This window comes from Ruegeria sp. AK4, assembly GCF_056541025.1.
The window spans coordinates 1-26,831 of sequence record NZ_JBQFXS010000007.1 but is presented as its reverse complement, the minus strand read 5'-3'; the positions used below and the strand labels follow the sequence as shown (position 1 = coordinate 26,831).

Below are 26,831 nucleotides of genomic sequence, written 5' to 3'. Positions count from 1 at the left end.
GCGATGCGATTTCTTCTGGTCCTGATTTCCATTGTGCATATCTGCGCCGCTACTGTCGCCCGCGCGCAGGATTCAGCGCTTTCCCAGCCGGACCTCAGCGCATCCGGCGCCGCGTATCAAAAGGCCGTCCGGTATCGGGGCATTGACACGGATGTGGTCTATTTCGACCCGACCCAACCCGCCCCGCCGCTGGACACGGAGTTTACCCCGAAAAAGGACGACGCGCCTGAAACGGACCCGTCCGAGGGTGACAGCGAAGGCTTGATCGTGGCGGGCATTTCTGCGCTGGTTCTGGTTTTCATTTTCACCCTCGTCTATTTCGGCGCCGGGCGGGCCTCGGTATCGTTCCGCTCGGCCGGCGAGAATGCGCGGCGAAAGCCCGGTCAGTCGCCAGAGGATCAAATGCCGGACGCAAACAGGCTGCCGGACCTTGACGCCCTGCTCAGGTCAGGCAATCGCGACTTGGCTGTTGTGGGTCTTGCGCAGATGGCCCTGACCCGCTGCCTTGCCGCCAATGAGGTGCTGTTCAAACGCAGCTGGACCCATCGCGAGGCGCTGCGCAGCCTGCCCCAAAGCCTGTGGTACATGCCGGACCTGCGTGCGCTGGTGCTGGCGAGCGAGCGGGTGAATTTCGGCCATCGTTCGATCAGTCAGACGGATTTCGACGCGCTGGTCGCGCGCGTCCGCCCGATCCTGCGCGAGGTGCCCGCATGACGGATATCACCCTCTACGACACCGATGGCCGGATGCGGCTGGACTGGATCGTGATCGGCGTCGTCGTGGTGCTGTGCGCAGGCATCTTTCTTTACATCCTGGCCGGGCGGCAATACGCGCTGCGCGAATCCGCCAGCGGGTTTGACGGGCTGGATTACTGGCTGACCAGCGAAGGCCACGCCGCCCAAAGCTTTACCGGAGGGTGGCCTCTGGACCGCAGCACCATCGGGCTGCTGGTGCAACCGATCTACGACACCCATCCCGGCACCGACCGGACCCCGGCCAAGACCAAGGAAGACCTGCTGTTTCAGGCGGATGAGTTTGATCAGGACGTCGACGTCATCCGTGAACGGGCGCAAGCCGTACCCAGCCTTGTCATCCTGCCCAAGTGGCGCAGCGGCATGCGTCTGACCGGGTTCGGGCATCCGGTTCTGATTGCCCCGCGCGCTGATATTCAGGCCGTGCTGCATCAGGTGCTGGGGCCCGAGGTCGGGCGTGTCTCTTTTGTGCGGTCTCCGTTTCGGGAGTATGCGCTGAATTCAGACCGCGATCTGGTTGCGCGGATCTATGCGGCCCAGACCTTTGAGGGGCTCGGGTGCGAGCCCCTGTTGGGCCGGAACGGGGCAATGCTGCTGGGGCGGTGCCCCCTGCCGGGGGACGGCGAACAGGATCACGTCTATGTTCTGTCCGACCCCGATCTGCTGAACAATCACGGCCTGACCTTGGGCGACAACGCGTTTATCGCCGCGCAACTGCTGCCCGGTATTGCAGGGGATAAGCGGATCATCATCGACTACAGCGACCGGAACTGGCTGACAAAGCCGGAACAGGCGGTTCAGCGGGACCGCACTTGGGAGGACCTGAAACGCCTGTTCGAACCGCCGTTTCTGATCCTGTGGATCGGCGCGGGGCTGCTGCTGGCGCTGGCAATCTGGCGCGGTGGCCTGCGCAGCGGGCAGGTCGCGGACCTGCCGCTGGCGCAGGGAACCGGCAAGCGCCGGGCCAACCGGGTGCGCGCGCGGCTGATGCGGATGACGGATCAGGACGGGGCCATGCTGTCGGATTTCATCGACACCCGCCTGCGCGCCCGCGCGGCGCAGGTGTTTGGCGCAGGCCACAAAACCCAGACCTCGCCCGAGGTGGCCTATCTGAATTTCGTCCGGGCCCGAAAGCCCGACCTCGCGGCGCGGCTGGAGGATGTGATCGCAAAGATCCGCGCCCTGCCCGCGCATCTGGGGCCCAACGACGCGATACATTACGTAGACCAATTTGAATCGATATTGGAGCAGCTTGCCGATGACGCTTGATGACTTATTCGCCCATGCCGAGGCCATGCGGGCCGAGATCGGCAAGGTTGTTCAGGGCCAGCATGAGGTGATCGACCTTTTGCTGACCGCCCTGTTTGCCCGCGGCCATGTCCTGCTGGAAGGCCCGCCGGGAACCGCAAAGACCCTGCTGGCGCGCAGCTTTGCCGGCGCGCTGAACCTGGAATTCGGGCGCATCCAGTTCACCCCCGACCTGATGCCGGGCGACGTTCTGGGCACCTCGATCTACAACTTTCAGACCAGCGAGTTCGTTCTGACCAAAGGCCCGGTTTTCAGCCAGATTCTGCTGGCGGATGAGATCAACCGCGCCCCGCCGAAAACGCAGGCCGCTTTGCTGCAGGCGATGAACGAGCGGATGGTGACGATTGATGGCACCGACCATTCGCTGGGCTCGGAATTCATCGTTGTCGCGACCCAGAACCCGATCGAGCAGCAAGGCACCTATCCCCTGCCCGAGGCGCAGCTGGACCGGTTCCTGTTCAAGGTGAACCTGATCTTTCCGCCCGAAGAGGTCGAACTGTCGATCCTGCGCCAGCATGCAAGCCGGCCGCTGGATTTCCTGGGCGCGGTAGAGACGGTAAAACCCCTGCTGGACGCGCCCACCATGGCCGCGGCGCGCGGCCTGATCGACGGGATCGTGCTGGATGACGACATTCTAGCCTATATCCTGCGGCTGGTGCGCGCCACCCGCGAAAGTGCCGATATCGCCTTTGGCGCCTCGACCCGTGCGGCGGATGCCATCGCCGGGGCGGCCCGCGCGACAGCGGCGCTGAACGGGCGCGACTTTGCCATCCCCGATGACGTCAAGACCCTGATCATCCCCGCGCTGCAGCACCGGATCGTCCTGTCGCCTTCGGCCGAGATCGAAGGACGCGGCGCGCGGCAGGTTCTGGAAAACATCCTCAACCAGATCGAGGCCCCCCGCTGATCCGGCCATCCCGCATATTGCTGATCGCGGCCTGCGCGGCGCTTTGCCTGTCGCTGGCCGCCGTGATCATGGGCGAGGCCACGCGCCCCGTGGCCGGGTTGCCGTGGGCGGTGCTGGGCCTGCTGGCGGTCGGCGATCTGTTGCTGTCCTGGCCGCGCAAACGGGCGATCTCAGTCGAACCGCTGGGAGATATCTTTGTCGGCGAAGACGCGCAGATCGACCTCACCGTCAGCCCCACCACCCAAGGTCTGCGCGGAGAACTGGACTGGCCCCAGGGCCTGCAAGGCCCCGCGAATGTCGACCTGTCCACGGGCCATGCCCGCATTCCCTTCCGGGCCATCCGGCGCGGGACATGGGTGCTGTCGAACCTGTGGCTGTCCTGGACCTCGCGCCTGCGCCTGTTCGAGTTTGTGCCCAAGGTCGCCTTTGGCCTAGAAATCGCAGTGATCCCGAATATCCGCAGGGTGCAGTCGGGTGAAATTTCCACAACCGTTCAGTCCCGGTTGTTCGGCGTCAAGGAAAACCGGGCCATCGGCGAAGGCACCGAGTTTCATCAGCTTCGCGAATTTGTCCCCGGCATGGATGCCAGCTCGATTGACTGGAAACGCTCGGCCCGGCACCGCGCGCTGGTCGCCAAAGAGGTCCGGGCCGAGCGCAACCACCATGTGATCATTGCCCTAGATAACGGCTTTCAGATGCGCGAGGAAATCGCGGGCCTACCCAAGATCGACCACGCCATCACTGCGGCGCTGGCAACGGCGTGGGCGGCGGCCATCGGCGGCGATCTGGTCGGGCTTTACGCCTATGACGCCAAACCCCGGCTGTTCCTGCCCCCCGAACCGGGGCGCGCTGCGTTCACCCGCCTACGCAGCCGCACCGCCGAACTGGCTTATGAAAGCGTCGAGACCAATCACACGCTGGCGATGACCGAGTTGAACGCGCGGACACCAAAGCGCAGCCTGATCATCGTATTCTCGGATTTCGTCGATACAACCTCGGCCGAGTTGATGGTGGAAAATGTCAGCATTCTGGCCAAACGTCACCTGATTGTTTTCGTGGCGCTGCGCGATCCAGTTCTCGAGGCGCAGGTCAGCCAGCCGCCGCAGGACATGGACGGGGTGGCCCGGACCGTGTCGACCGGCCAATTGCTACAGGAACGCCGTCTGGTGCTGGAACGGCTGCACCAGTTGGGCATCACCGTGATCGATGCGGAACCCGGCACCGCCTCGGCCCGGCTGATCTCGACCTATCTGGAAATCAAAGCGCGGGAGATGATCTGATGGCACGGGGCGATCTGATCCGCTCGGCCCGGTTCCGGCAGGAGCGCGAAGGCGACTGGCGCAGATTATCCGCGCTTGTCGACAAGGCCGAAACCCGGGGCCTGCACCGCATGAGCTTTCAGGAGGCGCGCGATCTGGCCGACCTCTACCGTCAGGCCACCACATCCCTGTCCATCGCGCGCGAAATATCGCTGGACCGCGGATTGCTTGAATATCTCGAAGCCCTGACCAGCCGCGCCTATCTGAGCGTCTATGCCCCGCAGCAAAGACTGGGCGGCATCCTCCGCAAGTTCCTGACCAGCGGCGGCCCGCGGGCGATGCGGTCATCCTGGCGGGTGACGCTGCTGGGGTTTCTGTGCATGGCGGCCGGGACGGTTGCCGGGTATTTCTTCTATTTCGACAATCCCGAATGGTTCTATGTCTTCATGGCCCCCGAACTGGCCGGCGGGCGGGGGCCAGAGGCTACGACCGAATTCCTGCGTTCACGCATCTATGGCGACGCCTCAAGCAACGGTCTTGGGGCCTTTGCCACCTACCTGTTTTCCCACAACACCCGCATCGCCATCCTCGTCTTTGGCCTTGGCGCCTTTCTATGCGCGCCGACGGTTTTGCTGCTGTTCTATAACGGCCTGATGCTGGGCGTTTTCTACGCGCTGCATGTCGACCGGGGGCTGGGCTGGGACATATTCGGTTGGCTCTCGATCCATGGCGTGACCGAACTGTCTGCGATCTGCATCGCCGGGGCCGGAGGGTTGAAGCTGGGTCTTGCGGTCCTGTTTCCGGGCCAGCAGACACGAAAAGCCGCCTTGCGCGCAGCGGGCCATGACGCGGTCAAGCTGGCCCTGATTGCGGCGCTGATGCTGGTGGCCGCCGCGCTGCTCGAAGGGTTCGGACGCCAGTTGGTGCAGGACCGCAGCACCCGTATCGCGATTGGCTGGGGGATCGGCCTGCTCTGGCTGCTCTGGTTCCTGCTGGGCGGGAGAAAACGGTCATGACCAAACCCGCGCTGGACCGCCTGCTGCCGCCCGAAGGCGTGCCTCTGTACTTCCGGGTCGCTGGCGTCGGCGTGCGAACCGCCGCGCAACTGACCGATCTTGTGATCACCGTCGTTGGCGCCATCGCCGTTTTCCTGCTGGCGCTGGCGCTGGAACTCGTCAGCTCGGGCACCGCAACGGCGATTGCCGCCATGCTGTTCTTCTTCATCCGCATCCCCTATTACGCGGCATCCGAGCTCATCTGGAACGGGCAGACCATCGGCAAACGGATGATGAGGATCAAGGTGGTCTCGGCCGATGGTCAGGCGCTGACCACGCAATCTCTGGTCGTGCGCAACCTGATGAAAGAGGCCGAGATTTTCCTGCCCGGCACAATGGTCGTGACCCTGAACACCGCAATGCTGATACCGTCAATCCTGTCGCTGATCTGGGTGCTTGCGGTTCTGTCCGTGCCGCTGTTCAACCGGCGCAGGCAGCGGCTGGGCGATTTCGTCGCCGGGACCTTCGTGATCCACCTGCCAAAACCGATCCTGTTGCCGGACATGACGAAAATGGCCCGGCCACCGTCCGCCGTGCAGCCGAAATTCCGGTTCCTGTCGCATCAGCTGGAATATTACGGAGCCTACGAGCTGCAAACGCTCGAAAGCGTGCTGCGCGCCGCAAACCGCGCCATGGGCCCCGAGGCATATAAACGCCAGAAACAGACACTGGCCGCCGTTGTCACCCAGATTCGCCAGAAGATCGAATATGCCGATCCGGTGCGCGAGCAGGACCATCAGGCTTTTCTCGAGGCATTCTACAAGGCGCAGCGTGCGTTTCTGGAACAGCGCCAGCTTTTTGGCGAGAAGCGCAAAGACAAACGCCACGCCGAATCTCGGGACTAGGCCCATCTGTTGCAGTTTTACCAATCCGGGAAAACAAAACCCAACTTTCGTCTTGAGGGTGATAGCGACCATGCGGCCTTATCTGCGGAGCATTAACTGAGTTCAGGACTTTAACATGACAGATATGCCCCATCCCGACACCCACATACCCTTCGGCACAGGCGCGGTTGTCGCGGAAACCTTTTCGATCCTTTTCAAGAAGATTCACATTGTAATTCTGCTGGGTTTCATCCCCGCGCTGATCGAGATTATTCTGACCACCGCCCCTTTTCTGAACCAGTCCATCGGGGCCAACCCGACCGGCGAGATCGACTTTGCCGGATTGGGCCTCGTGTTCATGGTGACGTTTTTGATCACATTGGTGGCCGTCGCGCTGACAACTGCAATGGTGGTTCAATTGGCCTATGACGCCAAATTGGGACGTCCCGCGCAGATCGGCCGGTATTTTGGCGCGGCCCTCAGCAATCTGCCCGCGATTGCGGTTTTGTCGATCGTGGTCGGCATCTGCAACATGATCGGACTGCTGTTCTTCATCGTCCCCGGCGTCTGGCTGTACGGCGTGTTCTCTGTCGTCGCACCCGCGATCGTGATCGATGGCGCAGGCTTTGGTGCCCTGCGGCGCAGCGCCGACCTGACCCGGGGCTACCGCTGGCCCATCGTCGGCGCGCTGGTGCTGGTGTTCCTCTGCATCATGCTGATCTCTTTTGCGCTGGCCTTTGTCGTCGCCATTTTGACCGGCAGCTTCGCAACCACACCGACCGCGGGTTTCGGGCCGCTGACCCTCGTGCAGGTCGTCGTCAACGGCTTCGCCTATGGGCTGAGCGGTGTCGCCATCGCAATGATCTTCGCACGCCTGAAAGAGATCAAAGAGGGCGTCAGCGTCTCGGACCTGGTGGATGTCTTCAAATAGGCAAAGCCTGTAACCTAGGTGAAAACAAACACCGGACCGCCCAAACCGGAGGAGACAGGCCATCAAAGCCTGACCCTATCTGGCGGTCCGGCCCCGAAAAGGGCCGATTGCGATGCATAACGGATCGCCGCGCCCCGTCCCGCCGCAGCGCCGTTGGCTCATTTGAACCTGGCGGGCGCGGCTTAGGGTCAGAAAAACTCTGAAAACACTGCCGAAACCTCAGAGGAAGCGGCGTGTTTTTCCCTGATTTCAACGGGTTCAGGAGTTTTGACCACCTCCCGCACAAATTGGAAATTTCGCCTTGTATTCCCGCCGCTTGCAAGGATATACCCATCGACGGAGACGTGGCCGAGTGGTCGAAGGCGCTCCCCTGCTAAGGGAGTAGGCGGGAAACCGTCTCGAGGGTTCGAATCCCTTCGTCTCCGCCATATATCGTTGAATTTAAATGGTATTTTTCGGCTCTAATGGCGATACCCGCCAAAAAACCCACCATCCCAATTGCGCTTGGTTGCCACCCCATGCGACAGATGAATCAGTTATGCCCAACTGCAATCCATTGGCCGCTTCACGCATCGTATTTAAATTGCGTATTCTAATGCGATTGCCGCACCTTTCCTAAAACCATTGCCGCCCAGTCCCAAAAGGATTGTGCAGCCATCACTGCTCGCATGAAGCGAACCTTAGCCGCACGGTTCATCAAGGTCTGCATTGCGGAGATTGTGTTGACATAGACAGCGGTTGGGGTTTCGAAGGTTGAAGCCGCAAGCCACTGAGCTCTTCTTCTCAGCCTGTTGGTGCCGGTGCCGGGACCAGCTTGGCGAGTTTCCTGAGGTTTTGGGCGGTTGCTGCGAGTTGGAATTGCTCATATGCGCCTTTGGGTCTTCGGGGCCGCATCATCGGGACGCCGATGTATCGCTTCAGGTGTGCGAAGAGCATCTCGACTTTTCGCCTTTGGATGAACGAGGTCAGGTAGGCATCGGTCTTTCGGATTTTTCGTGCAATGTCACGCGCGGCTTCATGGGCAGAGCGCATCAAGCGCCTCCCTGGGTCTCCCGGGCAGCACTGCGGCTTTAGTGGGCACATATCGCAACCGTGCTTTGAGGCGCGGTATCTGATGAACCCGTCTTTGCCGCCAATGGGTTTTCGTGGCTTGGTGAAGTTCCGGCGGTATGTCCGCAGTTTTTTTTCGCCCGGGCATGTGTAGCTGTCGGTCGTGGGGTCATAGACAAAGTCTTTGCATAAGAATGTGCCATCAGTTCGTTTGGACTTGTCCCAGACCGGAATACCGGGGCGATGCCGCGGTCTTCAACGAGCCAGCCCAGCATCTCTGCCGATCCGTAACCCGTATCGCCGACCAGCTTGCGTGGTGTCATGTCAAATCGATCCGTAATCCGGTCGATCATCCGGCGTGCCGCAAGGGTCACCGCCTTGCCCTCCACTCTCAAAACGAGCGAATCTGCGAAAGGCCATCCAATCAACGGACTTTTTCAACACTACCCGGACAAAGCTGCCGTTCGCTATGTTGCAAGGCCCCTTCGTGATAGGATTGACCGCGTTCCACATGCTTTGAGGAGGGTTTCGCCATGGGGGGTAAGGTATGTGCAATCATCGGCTTTGGTCCGGGTCTTGGAGCTGCTTATGCCGAGACCTTCAATCAAGCCGGATACAGTCTTGGCCTGCTGAGTAGGTCGGGAGCGGGGTTTGACGGAGCGGAAGCGACCGATACATCGGTTCGGACCTACAAATGCGACGCGGGCGACCCTGACAATCTCAAGGGGGCTCTTACATCCGTGCAAAGCGATCTTGGTCCCATCGACGTCGTAATTTACAACGCAGACCTCGCCCAGTTTGGAGCTTTGGACGATGTTTCCGAGCTCCAGTTCGAACAAAGTTGGCGTGTTGGAGCGCTGGGTCTCTTCGCCGCCGCCAAGGCTTTGGGGCCTCAAATGTGCGAACGTGGCTCCGGTGCAATCATCGTATCCGGGGCCACTGCAGCGCTCCGGGGGAACGTCTGGACAACAGCGTTTGCCCCCTCGAAGTCCGCCCAACGCACATTGGCGAACGCGCTTGCCAAGCAACTGGGTCCGAAAGGCGTGCACGTTGCGTATTTGGTCATCGACGGCGTGATCGACACGGAAGACACCCGAACGAACTTCGCTCCAAACGAGCCGGACGAATTCTTTATCGATCCCCAGCGCATTGCGGAAACGGCATTGATGATTGCGCATCAAGACAAATCTGCTTGGACGTTCGAGCTCGATATTCGGCCATTCGGCGAGAAGTGGTGAAGGGATGGGCGATCTACTGGCTGCTTAGCAGGACTTTCCAGACATTCAGTTTTTGCGCTTCGCAGATGCAGCATGATTTTGTTGCGATGCAACGTGCGTCACCAATCCGGTCGTTCGAACGCGTTGTTTTGACTCGAACCGGAACCATACTTTCGCAGCAACCTGGTAAGACCAACAAAGCGAAGGACAAAGTTACCACTCCACTTCTGTAAACCAAAGTCCGCTTTGCGTGCTGCTGCGACAGCAAAAACAAACGCCCGGGGCGGGAAACGTGAGTTCACTGCTACTACAAAGGGCCAGCGTCCGAGAAAAAAGCGGACGTTCATCGAAAGACTAACGTCGTTAGCCGTTCAGTCACGATTGTATTCAGACGGTATCAATCCTCCTGCGCGGCTGAAAACGGTGGTGGAAAGTCTGCCAGAGCACCGGTACTGAGTCACTGTTTGCAACGCCAAGGCGATAAGGCCAATTTGAGCTCCGATATGGTTTCCTAGCTTGATCCCGCGAACTCGCGTATCACCTGACCAGCGTTTACCCGGGTTCGTTTGCCTTCGCGCATGGACAGTTGCCCGTTGACCAAGACATAAGCGACACCTGAAGCATATCGACGCGGATTTCGGGCTGTGGCGTTGCTGGCGATATTGACCTGGTCAAAGACGCAGATATCCGCCTTGTGACGCGGTTTCAATTGACCACGGTCTTTGAGACCCAGGCGTTTGGACGGTATCATGGTCAGTTTGGAAACGCCTTCTGCCAGAGTAAGAGCGCCTCGGTCGCGAACATAATACTGCAGGAAACGAGCGGCCCACCCGTAACCTGAGAGCGAACCGACGTGGTCTTTCAGAATACCCTCGTTGGCAATCGCCACCGTGTCCGAGATCACGGCACATTCAGGTTGCTCTAGACACAGTTCAACGTCTGAATCGCGAAAGGATTTCGAGGACCACATGCAGGCCATGAGATTTTCGCCCTCTTCCAACAGGATATCCAGAACTGCATCGTAGGGATCGCACCCGCGCATTCGACCGATCTCGGCGAAATCCGCACCAACGATATCTTTGTTGACCGTCGCATTCAGAAGTACGATGTCAGACCACTTCTCGGCCTTGACGATCAGCCACATTGGTTGCGGGTTGGCCTTGATCTTTTCCCGGCATTCAGGGTCGGCAAGACGTGCAAGAATGTCGTCCAGAGTTCCCGCCTGGGCCCATTTGGGCAGAATGGCGACCATCAGCGTGTGGTTCCAGTCATGGGGAATGACGTCAAAGGCAATGTCTACGTCCTGCTGCCGTGCCAGTTCGATCATCTCAAGCGAATGGTTCATGGCATGATCAGGCGCGCCGAATTTTGGCTGGATGTGGCTGATCTGCAGTTTGGCGCCAGATTTCTGTGCCGTTGTGATAGCCTCGGCGAAACCCAGATCATATTGCGTGTCGCGGTTGCGCACATGAGTTGCATAAAGCCGCTTGTATTTTGCCGCGACTTCACACATTGGCACCAAATGCTCGGGTGATGCCAGCGAGCCCGGGAAATACTCCAGACCGGATGAAAACCCGCCCGCTCCTTCATCCATGCATTTATCAACAAGCCGCGCCATTTTCGCGATGTCTGCTGTTTTGCCTGGATGAAGCTCATCCCCCAAAACAGCGCGATGAACGGTTCCGTGCCCGACAAAAGCCATCACGTTGACGCCCAACTCGGTTTTGTCCAGAACATCGAGGTAATCGCCGAACCCCAGCCATTGGTCGTGTTTGGCTTTTGCCGTGTACCAGGGAGCCACGCGCCGGATGTCCTCTGGCGAATTGACGGGGGCGCAGCTTATGCCGCACTGGCCAATCACTTCGGTGGTCACACCCTGATGCACCTGACTCTCGGCCCGGCCATCGGCGATGAGGGTAAAATCTGAATGCGTGTGCATGTCGATAAACCCCGGGGCAACCACAAGCCCCGATACGTCAATCACTTCCGCAGCATCACGCAGATTCAACTCATCCGCGCGTTCGATCGCACTGATGGTTTCCCCTTTGATGGCAAGGTCACCGACAAATCCCTCGGCGCCTGATCCATCAAGGATCGTGCCGCCTTTCAGGATCAGGTCGTGACTGGTCATTTTGCCTCTCCGTACAACCAGTCGGGCAAGAAGGTCGTCAGATCCGGGAAGAAGATCAGGATCACCATGCCGATAACATAGGCCATAATGAAAGGCAGAACAGCGACCGAGATCCGCTCAATAGAAATACCCGAAATGCGCGCTGCAACTGTCAGGTTTGCTCCTAAAGGTGGCGTCAGAAAACCGATTTCGCAGGTGATTACTGTGAAGATACCAAACATTACCGGATCGACGCCAAGCGAGGAGACCAGGGGCAGGAAGACGGCGGTGAACAGGACGATCTGCGCCAGGCTTTCCATAAACGTGCCAATAAAGATGTAGAAAATCCCGATCAGCAGCAGGACCAGAAAGACGTTGGTGGTCAGCGACGTGATGCCTTCCTGTACGGCCGTGGGCACGTCATAGAAAGCCGTCAGCTGTCCGAAGGCCAGAGTTGGCGTCAGAAGGATCAGAATACCGGTCAACAGCGCGGTGAAGCGCAAAGCTTCAATTACCTTTTTAACGGTAAGTTCCCGATAGACGAACAGCCCAACGAACAATGCATAGAAAACTGCGACGCCTGCCGCCTCGGTCGGCGTGAAAGCCCCGCCATAGATGCCGCCAAGGATCAGGACAGGTGCACCGATTGACCACTTGCCATCCCACGCTGCTTTCAGGAAAGGCTGCCACGAGAACGGATCGCCGTCGCCGCCGTAACCTCGCCTGCGGGCGATGATGTAGGTTGTGACCATCAACAGAAACGTCACCATCACGCCTGGGATCAGGCCCGCCAGAAACAGGCGTGGGATCGACGTTTCCGACACCAGCCCATAGATAATCAGCAGGTTTGAGGGCGGTATGAGACTGCCCAACGCGCCTGCGCTGGCGGTAATCGAAGCGGCGAAGGGTACGTCGTATCCGTCCCGTTTCATCGCGGGAACGGTGACTGAGCCGATTGCGGCTGTGGTCGCGGGTCCTGACCCTGAAAGAGCGGCAAAAAGCATACACGCGAAAACGGTGACCAGACCCATCGAACCGCGATAGGCCCCCACAAGATTGGTTGCGATGGCGATCATGCGGGTCGCCATGCCACCCACCTCCATCAAACGACCGGCCAAAACGAAGAGAGGAATTGTCAGCAACGGAAACGGCGTCAAACTGCCGTAGCCTGTTTGTGCAATCAATGTATAGGGTATGTCGATCAGGAAGAGGGCCAACGCGGTGGTCAGCCCCACCGAAACGAACAGCGGCACACCCATGGTCGTCAGCACGACAAAGGCGACAGCCAGAATCATCAACGGGCTCATAGCGGACGCTCCTGATCCTGTGTCGTGGTTTCCCACTCTTCCTCAAGCATCCCCGGCAATCCATTTCTGCCCTCTTGCCACCAGACCACATAGGTCTGAAACAACCGGATCAGCATCAGGCCATAGCCGATCACGAGGATGGTCTGCGGGTAAAACTGGTTGATACCCAGACTCGGGCTGGTCTCTGGGAAGCGCCAGAAGACGTAGAGGTAGTCCCAGCTGATCCGCATCATGAAGAGGCAGAAGAAGGCCCAGAAAATATCCGCTACGAAGATGACGTATTTTCCGATGCCCTGCGGCAGGGCCTGAACGGCAACCATAATGCGAATGTGGAAACGTTCGCGGACGCAAAGCGATGCGCCTGTGTACACCGCCCAAACCATACAGATTGCCGCCGTTTCTTCCGTCCAGTGCAGGGCGACTTCGAATACATATCGGGCGACGACCTGTGCAAAGACAGCGACAGCTATGATCGCCAGACATGTACAACAGATCAGTTCTTCGAAATGCCGCCCGAGCCATCTGATGCCCGACATGTTCCCCTCCCGGTATCTTCGCTGAAAAAGGGCACCGTGATTGGCGCCCTTTTTGTTTGCATCGCGGTTTATTGGGCCGCGGCCTGAATGGCCTCGACCAAAGCGATGAACTCCGGCCCGCGCTTTTCAGCGAACTCCTGCTGAACGCCTTGCGCCGCAGCGATAAATTCAGCCCGGTCCGGGTCTGTCCGCGCCATTCCGCCTTCGGTCGCCAGCCAGTTGCGAATTTCTTCGGTCTCGCTCGCGACTTCAGCGGCAAAGGTTGCACCTGCATCTTCAGCGGCGGCCAGAATTTGCGCGCGCTGTTCATCGTTCAGCTTGCTCATGAACGTGTCAGAGGCAAAAAGCGGCGCGAAAGCCACGAAGTGCTCAAGGATCACCAGATGCGGCTCAAATTCAAAGAACTTCATATCACGGATGAACGAAGTTCCGTTGTCGCCACCGTCCACCGTTCCGGTTTGCAGCGCCGTTGGGGTTTCCGACCATGCCAGAGGTACGGGATTTGCACCAAAGGCTTCAAACGTGGCGATCATTACCTCGTTCTTGGGAACACGGACTTTCAGCCCCTTCATGTCGGCCATTGTATTCACGGGTCGAACCGAATTGTAGAAATCACGATAGAGCGCCGGACCGAAAGCAAGCAGATGCACGCTGGTATCGGCTTGCAACTTGTCCTTCATCATCTGCCCGACATCACCATTCAGAACGCGGTCAAGATGTTCCTTGTTCTGAAAGATATATGGCAGAACGGTAACATCCATCATCGGCCAATGCGGTGATATATTGTTGGCGGTGATGAAAAACCCGTCAACAGTGCCCAGCTGCATGGCCTTGAAGGCCTCATCTTCGCTGGAAATCTGGTTACAACAGCGAAGCTTGACCTCGATATTGCCATTGGTGTGTTCGGCCACCTTTTCCTGGAAAATGGCACCGAACCGGCCATAGATAGAATCCTCGGGGGCACCGAATCCGACATTCATCGTAATGTCAGCCGCCCATGCGGATGCTGCAGTAAGCGTGAGCGCCACCGCTGAAATCGACATTTTCTTCAAGTGTTTGAATAGCATGTAGTCCTCCTTGCGATATTTTTTTATCTCGCAGGCTGGTGTCAGCCGGCAGTATTTATGATTTGGAAGACTAGCTACTCCGCTATAACCCACAAAACAGTCTTTTACTGAACTATTGTTCTATTTTTTAGTGGATAGCTGTCAGTCGATCGCGTCCGGTGTCAAAAGATGCCCAAATCCATCCTGCTCGGCGATTTCGCGACAGGTCTTCAACACATTTTGGACAAGCGAGGAGCGCTTGCCCGCACCGGTGTAAGCGACACCGTAATGCGGTGAGTCATGTTCTCCCTTGATGGGCTTGGCCACGTAGCCATTCTGGCCCTTGCGGTCCAGTGGGCCACAGATGTTCAACACCGCATACCCAAGGTTTGCGCCAACCAAACCGCGCAAGACGGACGAGCTTTTGGTGGTATGCGCTACATTGAAGGAAAGCCCTTCGGCCGCGAAAAGACTTTCAAAGTAACTGGGGGCCCCGGGCAGATCGAGCAGAATCATCGGCAGGTCAGCCAGCTCGGATAATGCGATCTCTTTTTTCCGCGCCAAAGGCGAGACATCCGGTATCATGGCAATTGGCTTCGCTTCGAACATGGGAAGAAAGGGCTGCGCCTTCGGAGCCGCGCGCCGATAGGTCAGTGCAAGATCGACAACCCCGGCGTTCAGGTACTCAATGATAGAAACCATATCGCCTTCCTTGATCTCGACCCGGATCTGCGGATAGTCCTGCGAAATCCTTTTCAGGATAGGCGGCAATACATACGGGGCGGTGGGCGCATAGCACCCAAGCCGCAAGGTTCCCGCAGGATCACCCGTCAACGTCAGTAAGTCTGCTTCGAATATGCGGGCCTGTTCGAGAAAGTCGCGAATGCGTGCTCCGACTTCCAGGCCCTTGTCGGTCGGCACGATCCCCTTGGCCGGCATTCGGCGCAGCAGTTCGGCCCCAGTTGTTTCCTCGATTATGTCGATGGCGGCCGTGATCGAAGACTGCGAAATATTCACGTCGGTCGACGCCTTTGCAATCGACCCCGTGCGAAGTGCCGCGTCGAAGTAAGTCAGTTGTTTGATCGAGAACCGCACTGGATAACCATCATTTTTTGCCGGATAGTCCAACACTAATTCTATTTTTCCCGGCTTCCAAGCTTGGATAGCTGTAAAGAAGATCGACAGGTTAACAATGGCTAAGACAACCCTTTTCGCTGCAAAATCAATACTGACCATGGACAGAACTCAGCCTCGAGCCTCACATGTCGCTGTGCGGGATGGTCGGATTTTGGCGGTGGGCGGAGCCGATTGTGCCGATATCTGGGGCGGAGCAGAGGAAACCGTCGACCTGTCGGACAGCATCTTGATGCCAGGATTTGTCGAAGGTCACGCGCATCTGATGGCAGGCGCGATGTGGTCTTATGCCTATTGCGGCTTTCATGATCGGATCGACCCAGCGGGCAAACTGCACAAGGGGATGACGGACATTAATCAGGTCATCGCTCGGTTGAAGCAGTTCGAAGCGACACTTGCGCCGGGCGAGCCGCTTGTCGGTTGGGGCTTCGATCCGATTTTTCTGGCCAGTGAGCGGCTCGGGCGCAAACATCTTGATCAGGTCAGCACGGATCGTCCGATTGCGATTATCTTTTCAAACTTCCACCTGCTCTGCGCAAACAGCCCTGCGCTCGCATTGGCCGGTTATGACGCAACGACCAACCTGGAAGGCGTTATCAGGAACGATGACGGCGAACCGAGTGGCGAGTTGCAGGAGATGGCCGCGATGTTTCCGGTCATGCGGCGCATGGGGATCGATTTTCGCGCGCTGACGCAAACCGAAGAGGCCTTGACCACCTACGGACAGGTATGTCTCCGGGCGGGTGTCACAACAGTTACGGACCTTTTTGCGACGCTGGATGAGCATGATGTTCAACGATTGACAAACGTCACAGCGCGACCCGACTTTCCCGTTCGGCTGATCCCGGCGGTGGGCGCCATGGGTGCGACCCCTGCCGATATTGCGGCCAATGCGCTGAGCCTGCGCAAGGCCTCAACCGACAAATTGCGTCTGGGATCGGTTAAGCTAATGACGGACGGGTCCATTCAGGGCTGGACAGCCCGCGTGCGCGCGCCGGGATATGTCGGCGGGCAACCGAACGGGATCTGGAATACGCCGCCTGAACTAATCTATCAGCTCTGCGAAGAGATGCAGAAAAACGGCGTGCAGATGCACATTCATGTCAATGGCGATGAGGCTGCCGAAGTATCGCTGGATGCGCTGGAAGCAGCGGCGCGGAAACACCCCTGGCCGGGCGCACGCCATGTCTTGCAGCATTGCCAGATGATGGACGCCGCCCTGTTCTGCCGCGCCGCCGAATTGGGGGTGGCGTGCAACATATTCGCAAATCACCTTTGGTATTTTGGCGACCAGCACGCAGCTCTCACAATCGGCCCGGAAAGGGCGCATGCAATGGATGCGGTGCGCGACAGTCTGGACGCCGGTGTGATAACAACCATTCATTCCGATGCCCCGGTTACACCTATGGCCCCGTTGTTCACCGCATGGTGCGCTGTCAATCGCCTGACGATGAGCGGCCAGATTCTTGGCGCGGCGCAAAAAATATCGGTTGAAGAGGCCCTGTACGCAATCACATTGGGTGCTGCGCAGACCCTGAAGATGGATGGTGAAATCGGCTCGATTCAGGTGGGCAAGATGGCAGATTTTGTGCTTCTGAATCAAGATCCTACGCAGGTCGACAGCACGATTCTGAAAGATATCGAGGTGTTGGGCACTGTTCTTGGTGGCGAGGTGCACAGGCCATGAACACGCTACCGCTTTCGGTCATCGGAGGGTATCTCGGCGCTGGGAAAACCACACTGATCAATCGCCTTTTGTCTGAAGATCACGGGTTACGCATCCTTGTTCTTGTTAATGATTTCGGCGCGATCAACATTGACGCGACCCTGCTGATCTCTGCCGATGAAGATACCATCGAACTGGCCAATGGCTGCGTCTGCTGCACCATGGGGGCGGATCTTTTCATGGCCGTTGGTGACGTGCTGGACCGTCATCCAAGACCGGATCATCTGTTGATTGAAGCCAGCGGAATCGCGGACCCGGCCCGCATTGCGCAAGTAGCCCGCGCCGAACCTGAACTGGCTTACGCGGGAATCGTCACCGTTGTGGACGGCGATCAGATTGCCGACTTGCTTGGCGACACGAGGATAGCGCCACAAATTGAAGGTCAGATATCGAACGCTGATCTTCTGGCCGTCGCCAAGTCTCCTGTGACGTCATCATTGCGACAGTGCTTGTCCGCTCTGAATCCCAAAGCTCAGGTTGTGTCTGCCGCAGAGCTTGATTTTTCCTCGATCCTGTTACCGGATGCCGTTCTGGAAGAGGCCGCAAGCCGACCGCACGCTGCCTATACCAAATGGTCCCACTTAAGTGACCGGAGTTTCGACCCCAGGCATCTGGCCAATGCATTGGCATCACGTCCCGACGCGCTGTTCCGGGTAAAGGGGCACCTCAGGGGGCAAAGCGGCACCGGCATTTTGGTGCAGGTCGTCGGGCTTGACATACGTTTGAGCCCTACCGCGCAGCCGGAACTCAGCACCCTGATTGGCATTGGTCTTGCCCAATCCCTTGGTGAACATGAATGCGCCCGTTGGGAAAGGCGACTATTGGCGCGACCAGCTTTGAAATTGCAGGAGCAACCCCAATGACCCCAGATTCCAACAGTGATCTTGCCCCGCTCAACAACCGGTCCCATGTCAGGGGCGCAAACCAACCTTCGCTGCAGCACATTACGATTCCCGACTTGCTTCGTGCTGCTGTTACCACTCACGGTGACAAAGAATGTTGCGTTTTTACTGATGGCGGAGCGCGGCTGAGCTACAAAGATTTTGCCCAAAGAGTCGACGAATTGGCGCTGGGACTTCACGCGCTTGGATTGGAAAAGGGTGACAGGCTGGGTTTGTGGTCGCCCAACCGGCTCGAATGGGTGCTGACGCAATTCGCGACCGCACGCATTGGGGTCATCTTGGTGAATATAAACCCCGCCTATCGGTTATCCGAACTTGAATACGCACTGAACAAAGTGGGGTGCCGGGCACTGGTGTTGGCGGACCGGTTCAAATCCTCCGACTATCTTGGGATGATCTCGGAATTGGCTCCTGAGTTGGCCATATCAGACCCCGGCGCCTTGCAGGCCGCGCGGTTGCCCGAGTTGCGGTCGGTCATTGCCATGACCGACTCTCCGCCTGAAGGAATGATCGGGTTCAATCAGTTGCTCCAACCGCCAGATACCCATGGCCAGGCCAAGCTTGACCAGATTACCGGAACTCTGGCGCCCGAAGATCCCATCAATATCCAGTTTACCTCTGGTACGACCGGGCAGCCAAAGGGTGCCACGCTTTCTCATTTCAATATCGTCAACAATGCCCGGTCGGTCACGGATCGTATCAACATGACCGACGCGGATCGGTTGTGCATTCCCGTGCCGCTCTATCATTGTTTCGGAATGGTGATGGGCGTTCTGGGCGTGGTCAGCAAAGGCGCAACAATGGTATTCTCAGGAGAAGCGTTCGAGCCGAGCAAAACACTCGATACACTTGCCGCAGAACGCTGCACCGCGCTTTACGGTGTACCCACAATGTTTGTGGCCATGCTTGAGGCACTGGACCAGCAACGCCGCGACCTTTCGAATATGCGCACAGGTATCATGGCAGGCTCGCTTTGCCCGGTTGAAATCATGCGTCGTGTGCAGGATCAGATGAGCATGAAGGAGGTGACGATAGCTTATGGCATGACCGAAACCTCGCCGGTTTCCTTTCAGAGTTTCACAACCGATCCGCTGGAAAAGCGATGCGAAACCGTGGGCCGGATTATGCCGCATCTCGAGGTCAAAATCGTTGATGCAGAGGGCGCCACCACACCAGTCGGCGTTCCGGGAGAGCTATGCACAAGGGGCTACTCGGTCATGGCAGGCTATTGGTCCGACGACGAAAAGACCGCCGAGAGCATTCAGGACGGCTGGATGCATACGGGTGATCTGGCAATTTTGGACGAAAACGGATTTTGCCGCATCACCGGACGGCTCAAGGATATGATCATTCGCGGGGGCGAGAACATCTATCCGCGCGAGATCGAAGAGTTTTTGCTGACACATCCGGACATTGTGGACGCCCAAGTGTTTGGTGTCAGCGACCCTAAATTTGGCGAAATCGTTGCCGCCTGGGTTATAGGGCGAAGTCAAGTCGCTTTGGATGAAGAGGACCTTCGCAATTTCTGCAAAAACCAAATCGCGCACTACAAGATTCCGGCTCATATCCGGCAAGTTTCCGAATTTCCAATGACTGTCACTGGCAAACCTCAGAAGTTCATCATGCGGGAACAGACCGAGGCGAGTTGGGCCGTGAGCCGCCCGTCATAAAACGAAGTGATCTGAATGAACGGCGGCGCATCGTAGGTTTTGGCGCATCGGTATGGACACTACGCAGCGCGTTCGAGGACCAACAAGCATCTCTGTTTAAGCGTTCTTTCCTTATACCAATGTCAGCATTGGATAGGTCGCCTTGCGAAGCTGACAATTCGTTTCGATGTTAAGTTTGTGCCGCCTTAGTAGCGAATGATGTCTGCTTTTCGACGCTTAGCCGCTATTTAGGCATCGCGCAGCATTCGGAAGGCATGGGCTAAGACCACGAATTCGCCGCCTGCGGCGCAAACCACTGCTCTTGAGATGCCAATGACCGTGCATTGCACGATAAGACTCAAGATCAATGGCTTGCTAGAATTTGCTGACGGCGGACTCCGTTCCGGCTTCAATTTGAGGCTTAACGTGACTAGTACTAAGGCGTTCGCCCCCTTGGGTCGGTCGCTTGCTTTCGAAGTGCAAATCTATGGGAAATGTCGGCGCGAATATCGAACCTGCGCGCTGCAAAAATGCAGGCGAGCGACACCCCTAAATACACTTGCAATGTCATCAGTAAGGATTGAGATCGCCATAGTGCTGCCGCATTCCCGTGGTGTCTCCGGACCACAACCGCTTGTATGTAAAGGAGTATTTCATGCGCAGGTTTATCGCAACTGTTGCCCTGCTACCATTTGTCGCCGCTTGTGCGCAGTGACCGGACAAAGTCGGGGCCACGTATGTCAGCCCTGCGATCTTCGATGGACGTTCGTGCCAGCAGTTGCACGCAGAGCGCAACCAGATTGCGAGCAACGTCAACAAGTTGACGGCGGATCAGAAAAAATCATCGACGAATGATGCGGTCATCACCGGTGTTACACTTGTCCTGTTCTGGCCTGCTGCGTTCGCACTAGCCGCGACGCAGGATCACGCCGACCAGTTGGCCCAGGCTAAAGGGAACTACGATGCCATCACGCAAGCCATGCAGGCGAAGAACTGCCCTCAGATCGGCGTGACTGGCTAGCGACGACAACGCCCAAAGGAAGGGGCACGCTGCTGTGCGCCCCTTCTTTTCGCGGTATCGTTTGGCTACCAGCATCACAAAACTAACGAGTAAAGAACCTCAAGCCATTTATTTTGGCTTTGACTGATAGCACCGACGGTGAGGCCGCGCCGGTTCTCATTGTGGAAAGTTTGGTTGCGGGAGCTGGATTTGGCCTTTGGCGAACGTCCACAAAACTAATTCCCTAACGCGCCCTCTCTTCCAAACTCTTTTTTGAATAATACCTACTCTGGTTTTGACCAATAGCCGCTTTGTCCGAGTGTTGCCTATTCATGCGGCGTGCAGCGAAAGTCGATCCAAACCAGACCGGCCCTTGGTACAGATCGCGGCGAAGGTCCGATGTGAGCCCACTTCGACCGATGCTGCGCATCGCACTGACGTCTGCTCTTCAAGGGTGGCCAATAACGTGACAAAACCAGATGCGGTTTTGCCAAGGGTTTGCGGCACAAGATATTTCAGGGATTCTGTCCGGGCGGTTATGAGGGACAAAAATGACCGTTACCGCCGGTGACACACACGGTTGAGTTTTGGCACATCCTACTATCTAGAGAAGGCTTGGAACGAGCCCGTTTGAGACCTTGGGTTCGTATCGCAAGTGGATGATCAAAGCATCTTGTTGAACGTGTAGTTGAACCTTAGTCTCGGATCTTTTTGCATGAGTATGCATTCCGACCAATATTGGAATTGAAAAACGTAGCAAAAAGAAAAATAACTATATCAGTTCTGACCAAGCCAACCACCCACGAGCAGAAGTCTTCTCCAGTCCGGCAAATCTGAAAAAAGTTGCAAACGTATTCGAACTTGAAGTAGTAGGTGATCAGCTTGTTAGCCGGATTGCCGAATAATTGGCAATTTTCAAGAGTTACAGATCAAATCAGGAGCTGGGTTTTGGAGTTTGACTTTGTGGTTGTTGGCGCGGGGTCAGCGGGCTGTGCAGTAGCTAGCGGCCTCGCCGAAGCGAATATTGGGACGGTATGCGTTTTGGAAGCCGGGCCCACGGATGCCGTCCCGCAGGTGAAAATACCGTTTGGGCTTCTTTACACAATGGGGAGCAGCCGGGACTGGAAATTCAAATCGAAGTCCCAACCTGGCGCGGCAAATCGTATTCTGGACGTTAACCGCGGCCGAATGCTGGGTGGGTCCAGCTCGATCAACTCGATGGTCTGGTTTCGCGGTCGTCATGACGATTTTGACAACTGGTCGGTGCCAGGATGGTCGTGGTCGGACGTCGAACAGGACTTCGAAGAGGTCGAAGCCCGTATTGAACCGCGCAGACTACCGGAGCCGCATCCAATTTCTGAGGCATTCGGTCGATCGTTTGGTTCGAATGGCTTTGCGCCTCCTACACCGGAACACGAAAGTGCAGGCGTCTTTCACACAAATATGCGAAACGGCCGGCGTTGGTCCGCAGCGGACGCTTTTCTTCGCCCTGCAAAACAGACCGGCCGATTGGAAACGATAACGGGAGCCAATGTCGATCGGATTGAATTTGAAGTAGATCGCGCCAGACACGTTGTTCTCGTAGACCGAAGGATTGTCACCGCACGGTGCGGTATTATCCTAAGCGCTGGAAGCATTGGGTCACCCGCGATTCTGATGCGATCTGGCGTCGGCCCAGCCGCTCATCTCCAAGAACTTGGTATCAACGTCCAAGTAAATGCGCCGGGGGTAGGCAAAAACTTGCACGACCATCCAGCTTGCGGCGTTCATCACAAGGGACCAAACTCCGGCTACGGCCTGACGGCGAACCAGGCTCTGGCCTGGGCAGTTTCACCCTTCCACTGGCTCTTGCAGCGGCGGGGCCGCATGACATCCAATTTCGTTGAGGCCGGTGCATTCTTTCGTGCGATGCCCCCAGGGCCGGATGGCGACATCAGGCCGGACGTACAGACCCACTTCATTCCTTATATGATGGGTCATAAAGGCCGTTCGATCACACTTGGTTCGGGCTACTTTGCGGATGTTGGCGTGTGTCGACCCTTGTCGCGAGGCCAACTTTCACTGGTATCAAAGGACCCGCGCATTTCGCCCGAGATCGATCTTGGCATCCTTTCCGATCCTGCCGACGTTGCTGTTCTGGTCAAAGGAATAAAGAAATTGCGGCATGTTCTTGCTGCCGCGCCGTTTGAGTATATGTCAGCACCGGAGGTATATCCGGGTGAGTGTGTGGTTACTGACGCACAGATTGCTGATTATGTGCGATCTCACTGCGGAACGGCTTACCACCCAGTAGGAACGATTAGCATGGGAGTTGATGGTACAAACCCAATCACGCCAGATCTGAACGTTAAGGGTATTGATGGCCTTTGGGTGGCCGACGCCTCGATCATGCCAAAAATCACTTCGGCAAATACAAATGCTCCGAGCATGATGATCGGACACAGGGCAGCCAAATCTATCCGTGTTCAAATTTCAACTACTTAAGTTGGGCCATGACAAGAAACGTGACTACCGCGCGAGGTAATCCGGGATGCAGCATAAATCTGCAATAAAATGCTTTCGGAAAGTAAACACAACCGCCTGGCTGATACGAGATATCAGAATGCCCACCATTGGCAGAATGTCTGCTCCCACTTGTTGCAGATCAAACATCAGTATCGGTTTACCTCCGTCTCTTATTCCGCACACAGGCCATAATCCCCCTGCCAGTACCTATGGATCATAAAACGCCCGTTTCTTTTCAGATGTCTGGAAGCAGACATTGGGGCGTATACAACGAAGGTTCGCTTTGTCCGCAAACCAGACATTCGCCGCGTTTCGGTGGATGTCCGCTTCGAGCCCATTGTGACCGATGCTGCGCGATCAACCGACGGCGGCTATGCGCAGAAAGCTGACTTTGCAAAGTTGCCGTTCAACGTTTCGCTTGCCCGACCTGACCGTCCCAGATGGTCGGAGGCTCTTCTTGGAAGTGCGGCACTTTAGATTGTTGTCCTAATTGAGGCAAATTTAGGTACAGAGCATTTTTGGGCTACGTCAGCCAACGTAAACGCCAGGGAATATGGGCAATACGAAATCCAATTATCCAGATGACAATTGACGAACTATTGGTCGACTAATCTCATTGTCCGAGCAAAACCTACCATGCGAGCTTCAGCGCTGCTTTCGTTTGACCGAAATAATGCATCCAGAATGTTTTGGATGCCTTGCAGGCACATCCCGTGCCATTGCGTCCACGTTTCCCAGGTGCCGTAACGCTCCGTTGTTCAGCAACACGCCTCGCCCAGCATCATAACGGCGCTGTCCAAATCCGCTGGCAACGCATTCCCAGTCTTCCTTGGCCGCCGCGTTGCGGAATCTCGGTAGGTCGTGCGGGTCATGTCGTCCAGGTGTTGCTGCGACGTGATCGTGTTTCTTCGCATTGCTTTGGTGCGTTAGATGGTGGGTCACTTGTGTTGTGCCAGGTTGCTGGACAGTACCGGTTGTCGGCCTCGGCTTAGGGCGCATGATTGTCACGACGCCTTGTGGCTTCGGATGCCCTGGGACTGCCACGTGAGTTGCCGTCGGTTTTGGTGTCAACTGTGGAACCTGGCCAGGAACCGCCGTGGGAACCTGATTGGGGGTTGCGGTTGGGACAAGCGGTGGTGTCGCCGTAGTACCGCTGGGTTGCGGAACACGGCCGGGCACTGCGACCGGAATCTGGTTTGGTGTTGCAGTTGGGACGAGCGGTGGCACAGCAGTTTGTCCAGTGGGCTGAGGTGGGACCTGACCAGGAACTGCGACTGGTATTTGGTTTGGTGTTGCGGTGGGCACAAGTGGCGGCACCGCTGTTGGGCCGGTGGGTTGAGGCGGAACCTGGCCAGGGGTAGCGACCGGAACTTGATTGGGAGTTGCAGTCGGAACTTGCGACGGCACCGCGGTAGGACCGGCGACCAATGGTGGAACCTGATTGGGAACGGCTGTCGGAACCCGGTTTGGTGTCGCGTTTGGTGCCAAAGGCGGAGCTAGAGTTGGCGCTACTACCGGCGTGGGAACCTGACCAGGAACCGCTATCGGTGTCGCAATAGGAACCTGACCGGGAATTGCGTTCGGGACCGCGCCCGGCGCAAGGACTGGAACAGTAACGGACGTGGGCGTTTGCTGCGTTCCCTTAGGCGGCAACTGATTTGCCACCGGCTGAGTTGGGCCAGTAACTTGATTACCTGCCCCTTGCCCACCAGCCTGCCCGCACCCTTGGCTCGACTGGTGTGGGTTCCCTACACCTCGGCACCACCCGTAGTGATTTCCGCGGGCAAAGACCTGAGTAACGGCCAGTTCTGTAATTAGACAAGTTGCGGTAAGTACAGCAATTCGGTTCAGTTTCATAACATTCTCACCAACTTGTTGTCAGAGCAAGATACGCGCCAGGATCGCCAGAGTCGGTCAAAGGGCCGTCTCTCAAAGGGACACCGACATATCCGGACAGAAATAGATTTTTCTTAAACTCAATGTCCAAACCCAGACCTGTCGACGCCAGTGTAGCATTATCAACTTCGAAACTCGCAGGGTCATTGTTCGAGATGTAACCCACGTCGAAAAAGGCAAAGGGCGTTAAGCGATGTATGCTCTGGGAACTGGGGAAGTAGGAATGAGACACTTCGAAAATCGCGGAAATCCCGGAATCGCCATCCACTTCGTCAAAACGATATCCGCGCAAAGCATAACGATCACCAAGGAAGTACTCTTCGACCGAGGGCAGCCGGTCTGTTGTGTACTGCCCCCAGATCTCGGTTCGCCAAGCTGTGTTGGGAGACAAGCCCGTTAGCGGGCTTTCGTATCCGACGCCGCCTCGTAGATGCCAGAACGAAGAGTCCCCGTCGTCAAAATTCGCGTCTGTCGTGTCGTTGTCATTGTCACCAAAAGATAAGGTTAGCCCCGCTTCCAGAGCTTGTCCCTTTGGATAGTTTTGCCCGTAAAGATATGTAAGGCCAACGACACTCGCGTCACTGGATAGTGGAACGCCACCACTGACTGAGTCCGCTTTTGAAAGGCGATAGTCCAACAGAAGATACCCATAACGGGCCACATCGCGGATCACGGGGTAACCCATCGCGACTGTGAAGTTCTCGCCGTCAATATCTGTTCTCGCAAAGTCCCCCGAGAGGTCACGTTTTGCGTTTATGTTCCCGTAGAAGATCTCACCGTACAGACCATTGCTGTTCAGCGGCGTGCGATAGGTAAGAGCGCCCCATAAAGAGTGTTCATCGTCTTTGTCCCAATTGTAATTGCCTGATCCCTCAAATCGCAGCAAATCCCCGACGGTCAGCGTTGAATAAAACTCTTGTACGACATAGAAGCTGAGCGCTTCTCCAAGCTCACGCGGAGGGTTGTCGAGTGTCGCACTACCGGCTTGTTTGCGCAGAGGTTCTCCCAATACCCTCAGCCGAGCACCAGCCTGATCCGGGTAATCAAGTTCGGTCGACACGTCCAAATCGGGTATGTCCTCGGCTAGCATAACCGCCCGCTCAAATCGTTTGAGAGTTATTGGATATGCGGTGGTGAGGGGCTGAAAAATCTTCTCTAGTGTTTTGAACGTGCGAGTATCTACGCCTTCAATTTCGATGGTTTGAATGCGCCCTTCATCAACAACTATGCTCTGCCCATCGGGACCAGGCCACGCCTCAGCCAAGAAGTAGCCGTCTTCTCGGTAGATCTGAGTGATCGTTGATGCGACCTCCACCGCTGTAATGCGCCCTGATCGATCAAAGGCCAACTGACCGGCAAAAGTTAACAGCTCATCCGCATCATACACCGTTACGCCGCTGACCGAGTGCTGGGATGCGATGTCCCAGGTTTGGGCAATGCTACTTCTTGGAACTGATGCAGTGGCCACAAGAGTGCAAATGATCGCAAAAACAACTGATCTGAATACGCGCATTTTTGACAACCTTAAAGTGACTGAGCATGTTGAAGTCCAATGTTATTATGTGGTTCGCATGTGTGAACCTGACGCTACTCGAATGTATTGATGGGTGATGTTTTTAAGAAACATGACCTGCCCCCCGAGGCTCCCTCATTCATAACGAGAGTCTGCGGGTTTGGTTTTCATATTCGTCGTCGTTGTTTTGGGCAAGCGCGCCGG

The 26,831-nt window shown here is 56.9% G+C and carries 20 protein-coding genes and 1 tRNA gene; 14 read left to right on the top strand and 7 right to left on the bottom strand.

Annotated elements, in window-relative coordinates; genetic code table 11:
* The first annotated feature begins 3 nt into the window (after positions 1 to 3).
* From ACR0EZ_RS13925 to ACR0EZ_RS13890, 8 genes are all read left to right on the top strand, one after another.
* Complete coding sequence (locus tag ACR0EZ_RS13925) at positions 4 to 714, top strand: DUF4129 domain-containing protein (protein ID WP_480613971.1); 711 nt, start codon at positions 4 to 6, stop codon at positions 712 to 714.
* A complete protein-coding gene (locus ACR0EZ_RS13920; protein WP_480613969.1) occupies positions 711 to 2,021 on the top strand; it encodes a hypothetical protein in 1,311 nt (436 codons plus the stop codon). The genes ACR0EZ_RS13925 and ACR0EZ_RS13920 overlap by 4 nt, the downstream gene beginning before the upstream one ends.
* Positions 2,011 to 2,967: an AAA family ATPase gene (locus ACR0EZ_RS13915; RefSeq protein WP_480613967.1), complete on the top strand. Its 957-nt coding sequence runs from the start codon at positions 2,011 to 2,013 to the stop codon at positions 2,965 to 2,967. The genes ACR0EZ_RS13920 and ACR0EZ_RS13915 overlap by 11 nt, the downstream gene beginning before the upstream one ends.
* Before the next feature lie 17 nt (positions 2,968 to 2,984).
* Positions 2,985 to 4,247 (top strand): DUF58 domain-containing protein, encoded by a 1,263-nt coding sequence (locus ACR0EZ_RS13910; RefSeq protein WP_480613965.1) that lies wholly within the window; start codon positions 2,985 to 2,987, stop codon positions 4,245 to 4,247.
* Positions 4,247 to 5,242: a stage II sporulation protein M gene (locus ACR0EZ_RS13905; RefSeq protein ID WP_480613963.1), complete on the top strand. Its 996-nt coding sequence runs from the start codon at positions 4,247 to 4,249 to the stop codon at positions 5,240 to 5,242. Before ACR0EZ_RS13910 ends, ACR0EZ_RS13905 begins: the two co-directional genes overlap by 1 nt.
* A complete protein-coding gene (locus ACR0EZ_RS13900; protein ID WP_480613961.1) occupies positions 5,239 to 6,126 on the top strand; it encodes an RDD family protein in 888 nt (295 codons plus the stop codon). The genes ACR0EZ_RS13905 and ACR0EZ_RS13900 overlap by 4 nt, the downstream gene beginning before the upstream one ends.
* 115 nt (positions 6,127 to 6,241) lie before the next feature.
* The gene (locus ACR0EZ_RS13895; protein WP_480613960.1) at positions 6,242 to 7,036 is read left to right on the top strand and encodes a hypothetical protein; all 795 of its coding nucleotides are present in this window, start codon (positions 6,242 to 6,244) and stop codon (positions 7,034 to 7,036) included.
* A 338-nt stretch (positions 7,037 to 7,374) separates the two neighbouring features.
* Positions 7,375 to 7,464, top strand: a tRNA-Ser gene (locus ACR0EZ_RS13890).
* Between the two features lie 355 nt (positions 7,465 to 7,819).
* Here the strand turns inward: ACR0EZ_RS13890 and ACR0EZ_RS13885 are convergent.
* Positions 7,820 to 8,320: a transposase gene (locus ACR0EZ_RS13885; RefSeq protein WP_480614476.1), complete on the bottom strand. Its 501-nt coding sequence runs from the start codon at positions 8,318 to 8,320 to the stop codon at positions 7,820 to 7,822.
* A 299-nt stretch (positions 8,321 to 8,619) separates the two neighbouring features.
* Between ACR0EZ_RS13885 and ACR0EZ_RS13880 the strand changes: the two genes are divergently transcribed.
* Positions 8,620 to 9,324, top strand: a complete 705-nt coding sequence (locus ACR0EZ_RS13880) for an SDR family NAD(P)-dependent oxidoreductase (RefSeq protein ID WP_480613958.1) — start codon at positions 8,620 to 8,622, stop codon at positions 9,322 to 9,324.
* Between the two features lie 490 nt (positions 9,325 to 9,814).
* On the opposite strand, the gene ACR0EZ_RS13875 is transcribed toward ACR0EZ_RS13880, so the two are convergent.
* The 5 genes from ACR0EZ_RS13875 to ACR0EZ_RS13855 all read right to left on the bottom strand — a co-directional run bounded on the left by ACR0EZ_RS13875 (position 9,815) and on the right by ACR0EZ_RS13855 (position 15,538).
* Positions 9,815 to 11,434 carry an N-acyl-D-amino-acid deacylase family protein gene (locus ACR0EZ_RS13875; RefSeq protein ID WP_480613957.1) on the bottom strand — a complete coding sequence of 540 codons (1,620 nt, stop codon included), beginning with the start codon at positions 11,432 to 11,434 and terminating at the stop codon, positions 9,815 to 9,817.
* Positions 11,431 to 12,720: a TRAP transporter large permease gene (locus tag ACR0EZ_RS13870; RefSeq protein ID WP_480613956.1), complete on the bottom strand. Its 1,290-nt coding sequence runs from the start codon at positions 12,718 to 12,720 to the stop codon at positions 11,431 to 11,433. Before ACR0EZ_RS13870 ends, ACR0EZ_RS13875 begins: the two co-directional genes overlap by 4 nt.
* Positions 12,717 to 13,256: a TRAP transporter small permease gene (locus ACR0EZ_RS13865; protein WP_480613955.1), complete on the bottom strand. Its 540-nt coding sequence runs from the start codon at positions 13,254 to 13,256 to the stop codon at positions 12,717 to 12,719. The genes ACR0EZ_RS13870 and ACR0EZ_RS13865 overlap by 4 nt, the downstream gene beginning before the upstream one ends.
* Before the next feature lie 68 nt (positions 13,257 to 13,324).
* Positions 13,325 to 14,323 (bottom strand): TRAP transporter substrate-binding protein, encoded by a 999-nt coding sequence (locus tag ACR0EZ_RS13860; RefSeq protein ID WP_480613954.1) that lies wholly within the window; start codon positions 14,321 to 14,323, stop codon positions 13,325 to 13,327.
* A 141-nt stretch (positions 14,324 to 14,464) separates the two neighbouring features.
* Positions 14,465 to 15,538 carry a LysR substrate-binding domain-containing protein gene (locus ACR0EZ_RS13855; protein WP_480613953.1) on the bottom strand — a complete coding sequence of 358 codons (1,074 nt, stop codon included), beginning with the start codon at positions 15,536 to 15,538 and terminating at the stop codon, positions 14,465 to 14,467.
* Here ACR0EZ_RS13855 and ACR0EZ_RS13850 point away from each other — a divergent pair.
* The 5 genes from ACR0EZ_RS13850 (at position 15,537) to ACR0EZ_RS13830 (ending at position 23,197) form a co-directional block, all read left to right on the top strand.
* Positions 15,537 to 17,123 (top strand): amidohydrolase, encoded by a 1,587-nt coding sequence (locus ACR0EZ_RS13850; RefSeq protein WP_480613952.1) that lies wholly within the window; start codon positions 15,537 to 15,539, stop codon positions 17,121 to 17,123. The genes ACR0EZ_RS13855 and ACR0EZ_RS13850 overlap by 2 nt on opposite strands.
* The gene (locus ACR0EZ_RS13845; protein WP_480613951.1) at positions 17,120 to 18,025 is read left to right on the top strand and encodes a CobW family GTP-binding protein; all 906 of its coding nucleotides are present in this window, start codon (positions 17,120 to 17,122) and stop codon (positions 18,023 to 18,025) included. Before ACR0EZ_RS13850 ends, ACR0EZ_RS13845 begins: the two co-directional genes overlap by 4 nt.
* A complete protein-coding gene (locus ACR0EZ_RS13840) occupies positions 18,022 to 19,734 on the top strand; it encodes an AMP-binding protein (RefSeq protein ID WP_480614473.1) in 1,713 nt (570 codons plus the stop codon). Before ACR0EZ_RS13845 ends, ACR0EZ_RS13840 begins: the two co-directional genes overlap by 4 nt.
* Before the next feature lie 757 nt (positions 19,735 to 20,491).
* Entirely contained in the window at positions 20,492 to 20,734 is a 243-nt protein-coding gene (locus tag ACR0EZ_RS13835) for a hypothetical protein (RefSeq protein ID WP_480613950.1), read from the top strand.
* 852 nt (positions 20,735 to 21,586) lie between these two features.
* On the top strand, positions 21,587 to 23,197 hold the full coding sequence (locus ACR0EZ_RS13830; RefSeq protein WP_480613949.1) for a GMC family oxidoreductase: 1,611 nt from the start codon (positions 21,587 to 21,589) through the stop codon (positions 23,195 to 23,197).
* A gap of 1,885 nt (positions 23,198 to 25,082) precedes the next feature.
* On the opposite strand, the gene ACR0EZ_RS13825 is transcribed toward ACR0EZ_RS13830, so the two are convergent.
* A complete protein-coding gene (locus ACR0EZ_RS13825; protein ID WP_480613948.1) occupies positions 25,083 to 26,582 on the bottom strand; it encodes a ShlB/FhaC/HecB family hemolysin secretion/activation protein in 1,500 nt (499 codons plus the stop codon).
* Positions 26,583 to 26,831 lie beyond the last annotated feature (249 nt).

Coding starts and splice junctions, on each gene's coding strand:
- ACR0EZ_RS13925 (WP_480613971.1), top strand. CDS start 4: ATGCGATTTCTTCTGGTCCTGATTTCCATTGTGCATATCTGCGCCGCT.
- ACR0EZ_RS13920 (WP_480613969.1), top strand. CDS start 711: ATGACGGATATCACCCTCTACGACACCGATGGCCGGATGCGGCTGGAC.
- ACR0EZ_RS13915 (WP_480613967.1), top strand. CDS start 2,011: ATGACGCTTGATGACTTATTCGCCCATGCCGAGGCCATGCGGGCCGAG.
- ACR0EZ_RS13905 (WP_480613963.1), top strand. CDS start 4,247: ATGGCACGGGGCGATCTGATCCGCTCGGCCCGGTTCCGGCAGGAGCGC.
- ACR0EZ_RS13900 (WP_480613961.1), top strand. CDS start 5,239: ATGACCAAACCCGCGCTGGACCGCCTGCTGCCGCCCGAAGGCGTGCCT.
- ACR0EZ_RS13895 (WP_480613960.1), top strand. CDS start 6,242: ATGACAGATATGCCCCATCCCGACACCCACATACCCTTCGGCACAGGC.
- ACR0EZ_RS13880 (WP_480613958.1), top strand. CDS start 8,620: ATGGGGGGTAAGGTATGTGCAATCATCGGCTTTGGTCCGGGTCTTGGA.
- ACR0EZ_RS13875 (WP_480613957.1), bottom strand. CDS start 11,434: ATGACCAGTCACGACCTGATCCTGAAAGGCGGCACGATCCTTGATGGA.
- ACR0EZ_RS13870 (WP_480613956.1), bottom strand. CDS start 12,720: ATGAGCCCGTTGATGATTCTGGCTGTCGCCTTTGTCGTGCTGACGACC.
- ACR0EZ_RS13865 (WP_480613955.1), bottom strand. CDS start 13,256: ATGTCGGGCATCAGATGGCTCGGGCGGCATTTCGAAGAACTGATCTGT.
- ACR0EZ_RS13860 (WP_480613954.1), bottom strand. CDS start 14,323: ATGCTATTCAAACACTTGAAGAAAATGTCGATTTCAGCGGTGGCGCTC.
- ACR0EZ_RS13850 (WP_480613952.1), top strand. CDS start 15,537: ATGGACAGAACTCAGCCTCGAGCCTCACATGTCGCTGTGCGGGATGGT.
- ACR0EZ_RS13855 (WP_480613953.1), bottom strand. CDS start 15,538: ATGGTCAGTATTGATTTTGCAGCGAAAAGGGTTGTCTTAGCCATTGTT.
- ACR0EZ_RS13845 (WP_480613951.1), top strand. CDS start 17,120: ATGAACACGCTACCGCTTTCGGTCATCGGAGGGTATCTCGGCGCTGGG.
- ACR0EZ_RS13840 (WP_480614473.1), top strand. CDS start 18,022: ATGACCCCAGATTCCAACAGTGATCTTGCCCCGCTCAACAACCGGTCC.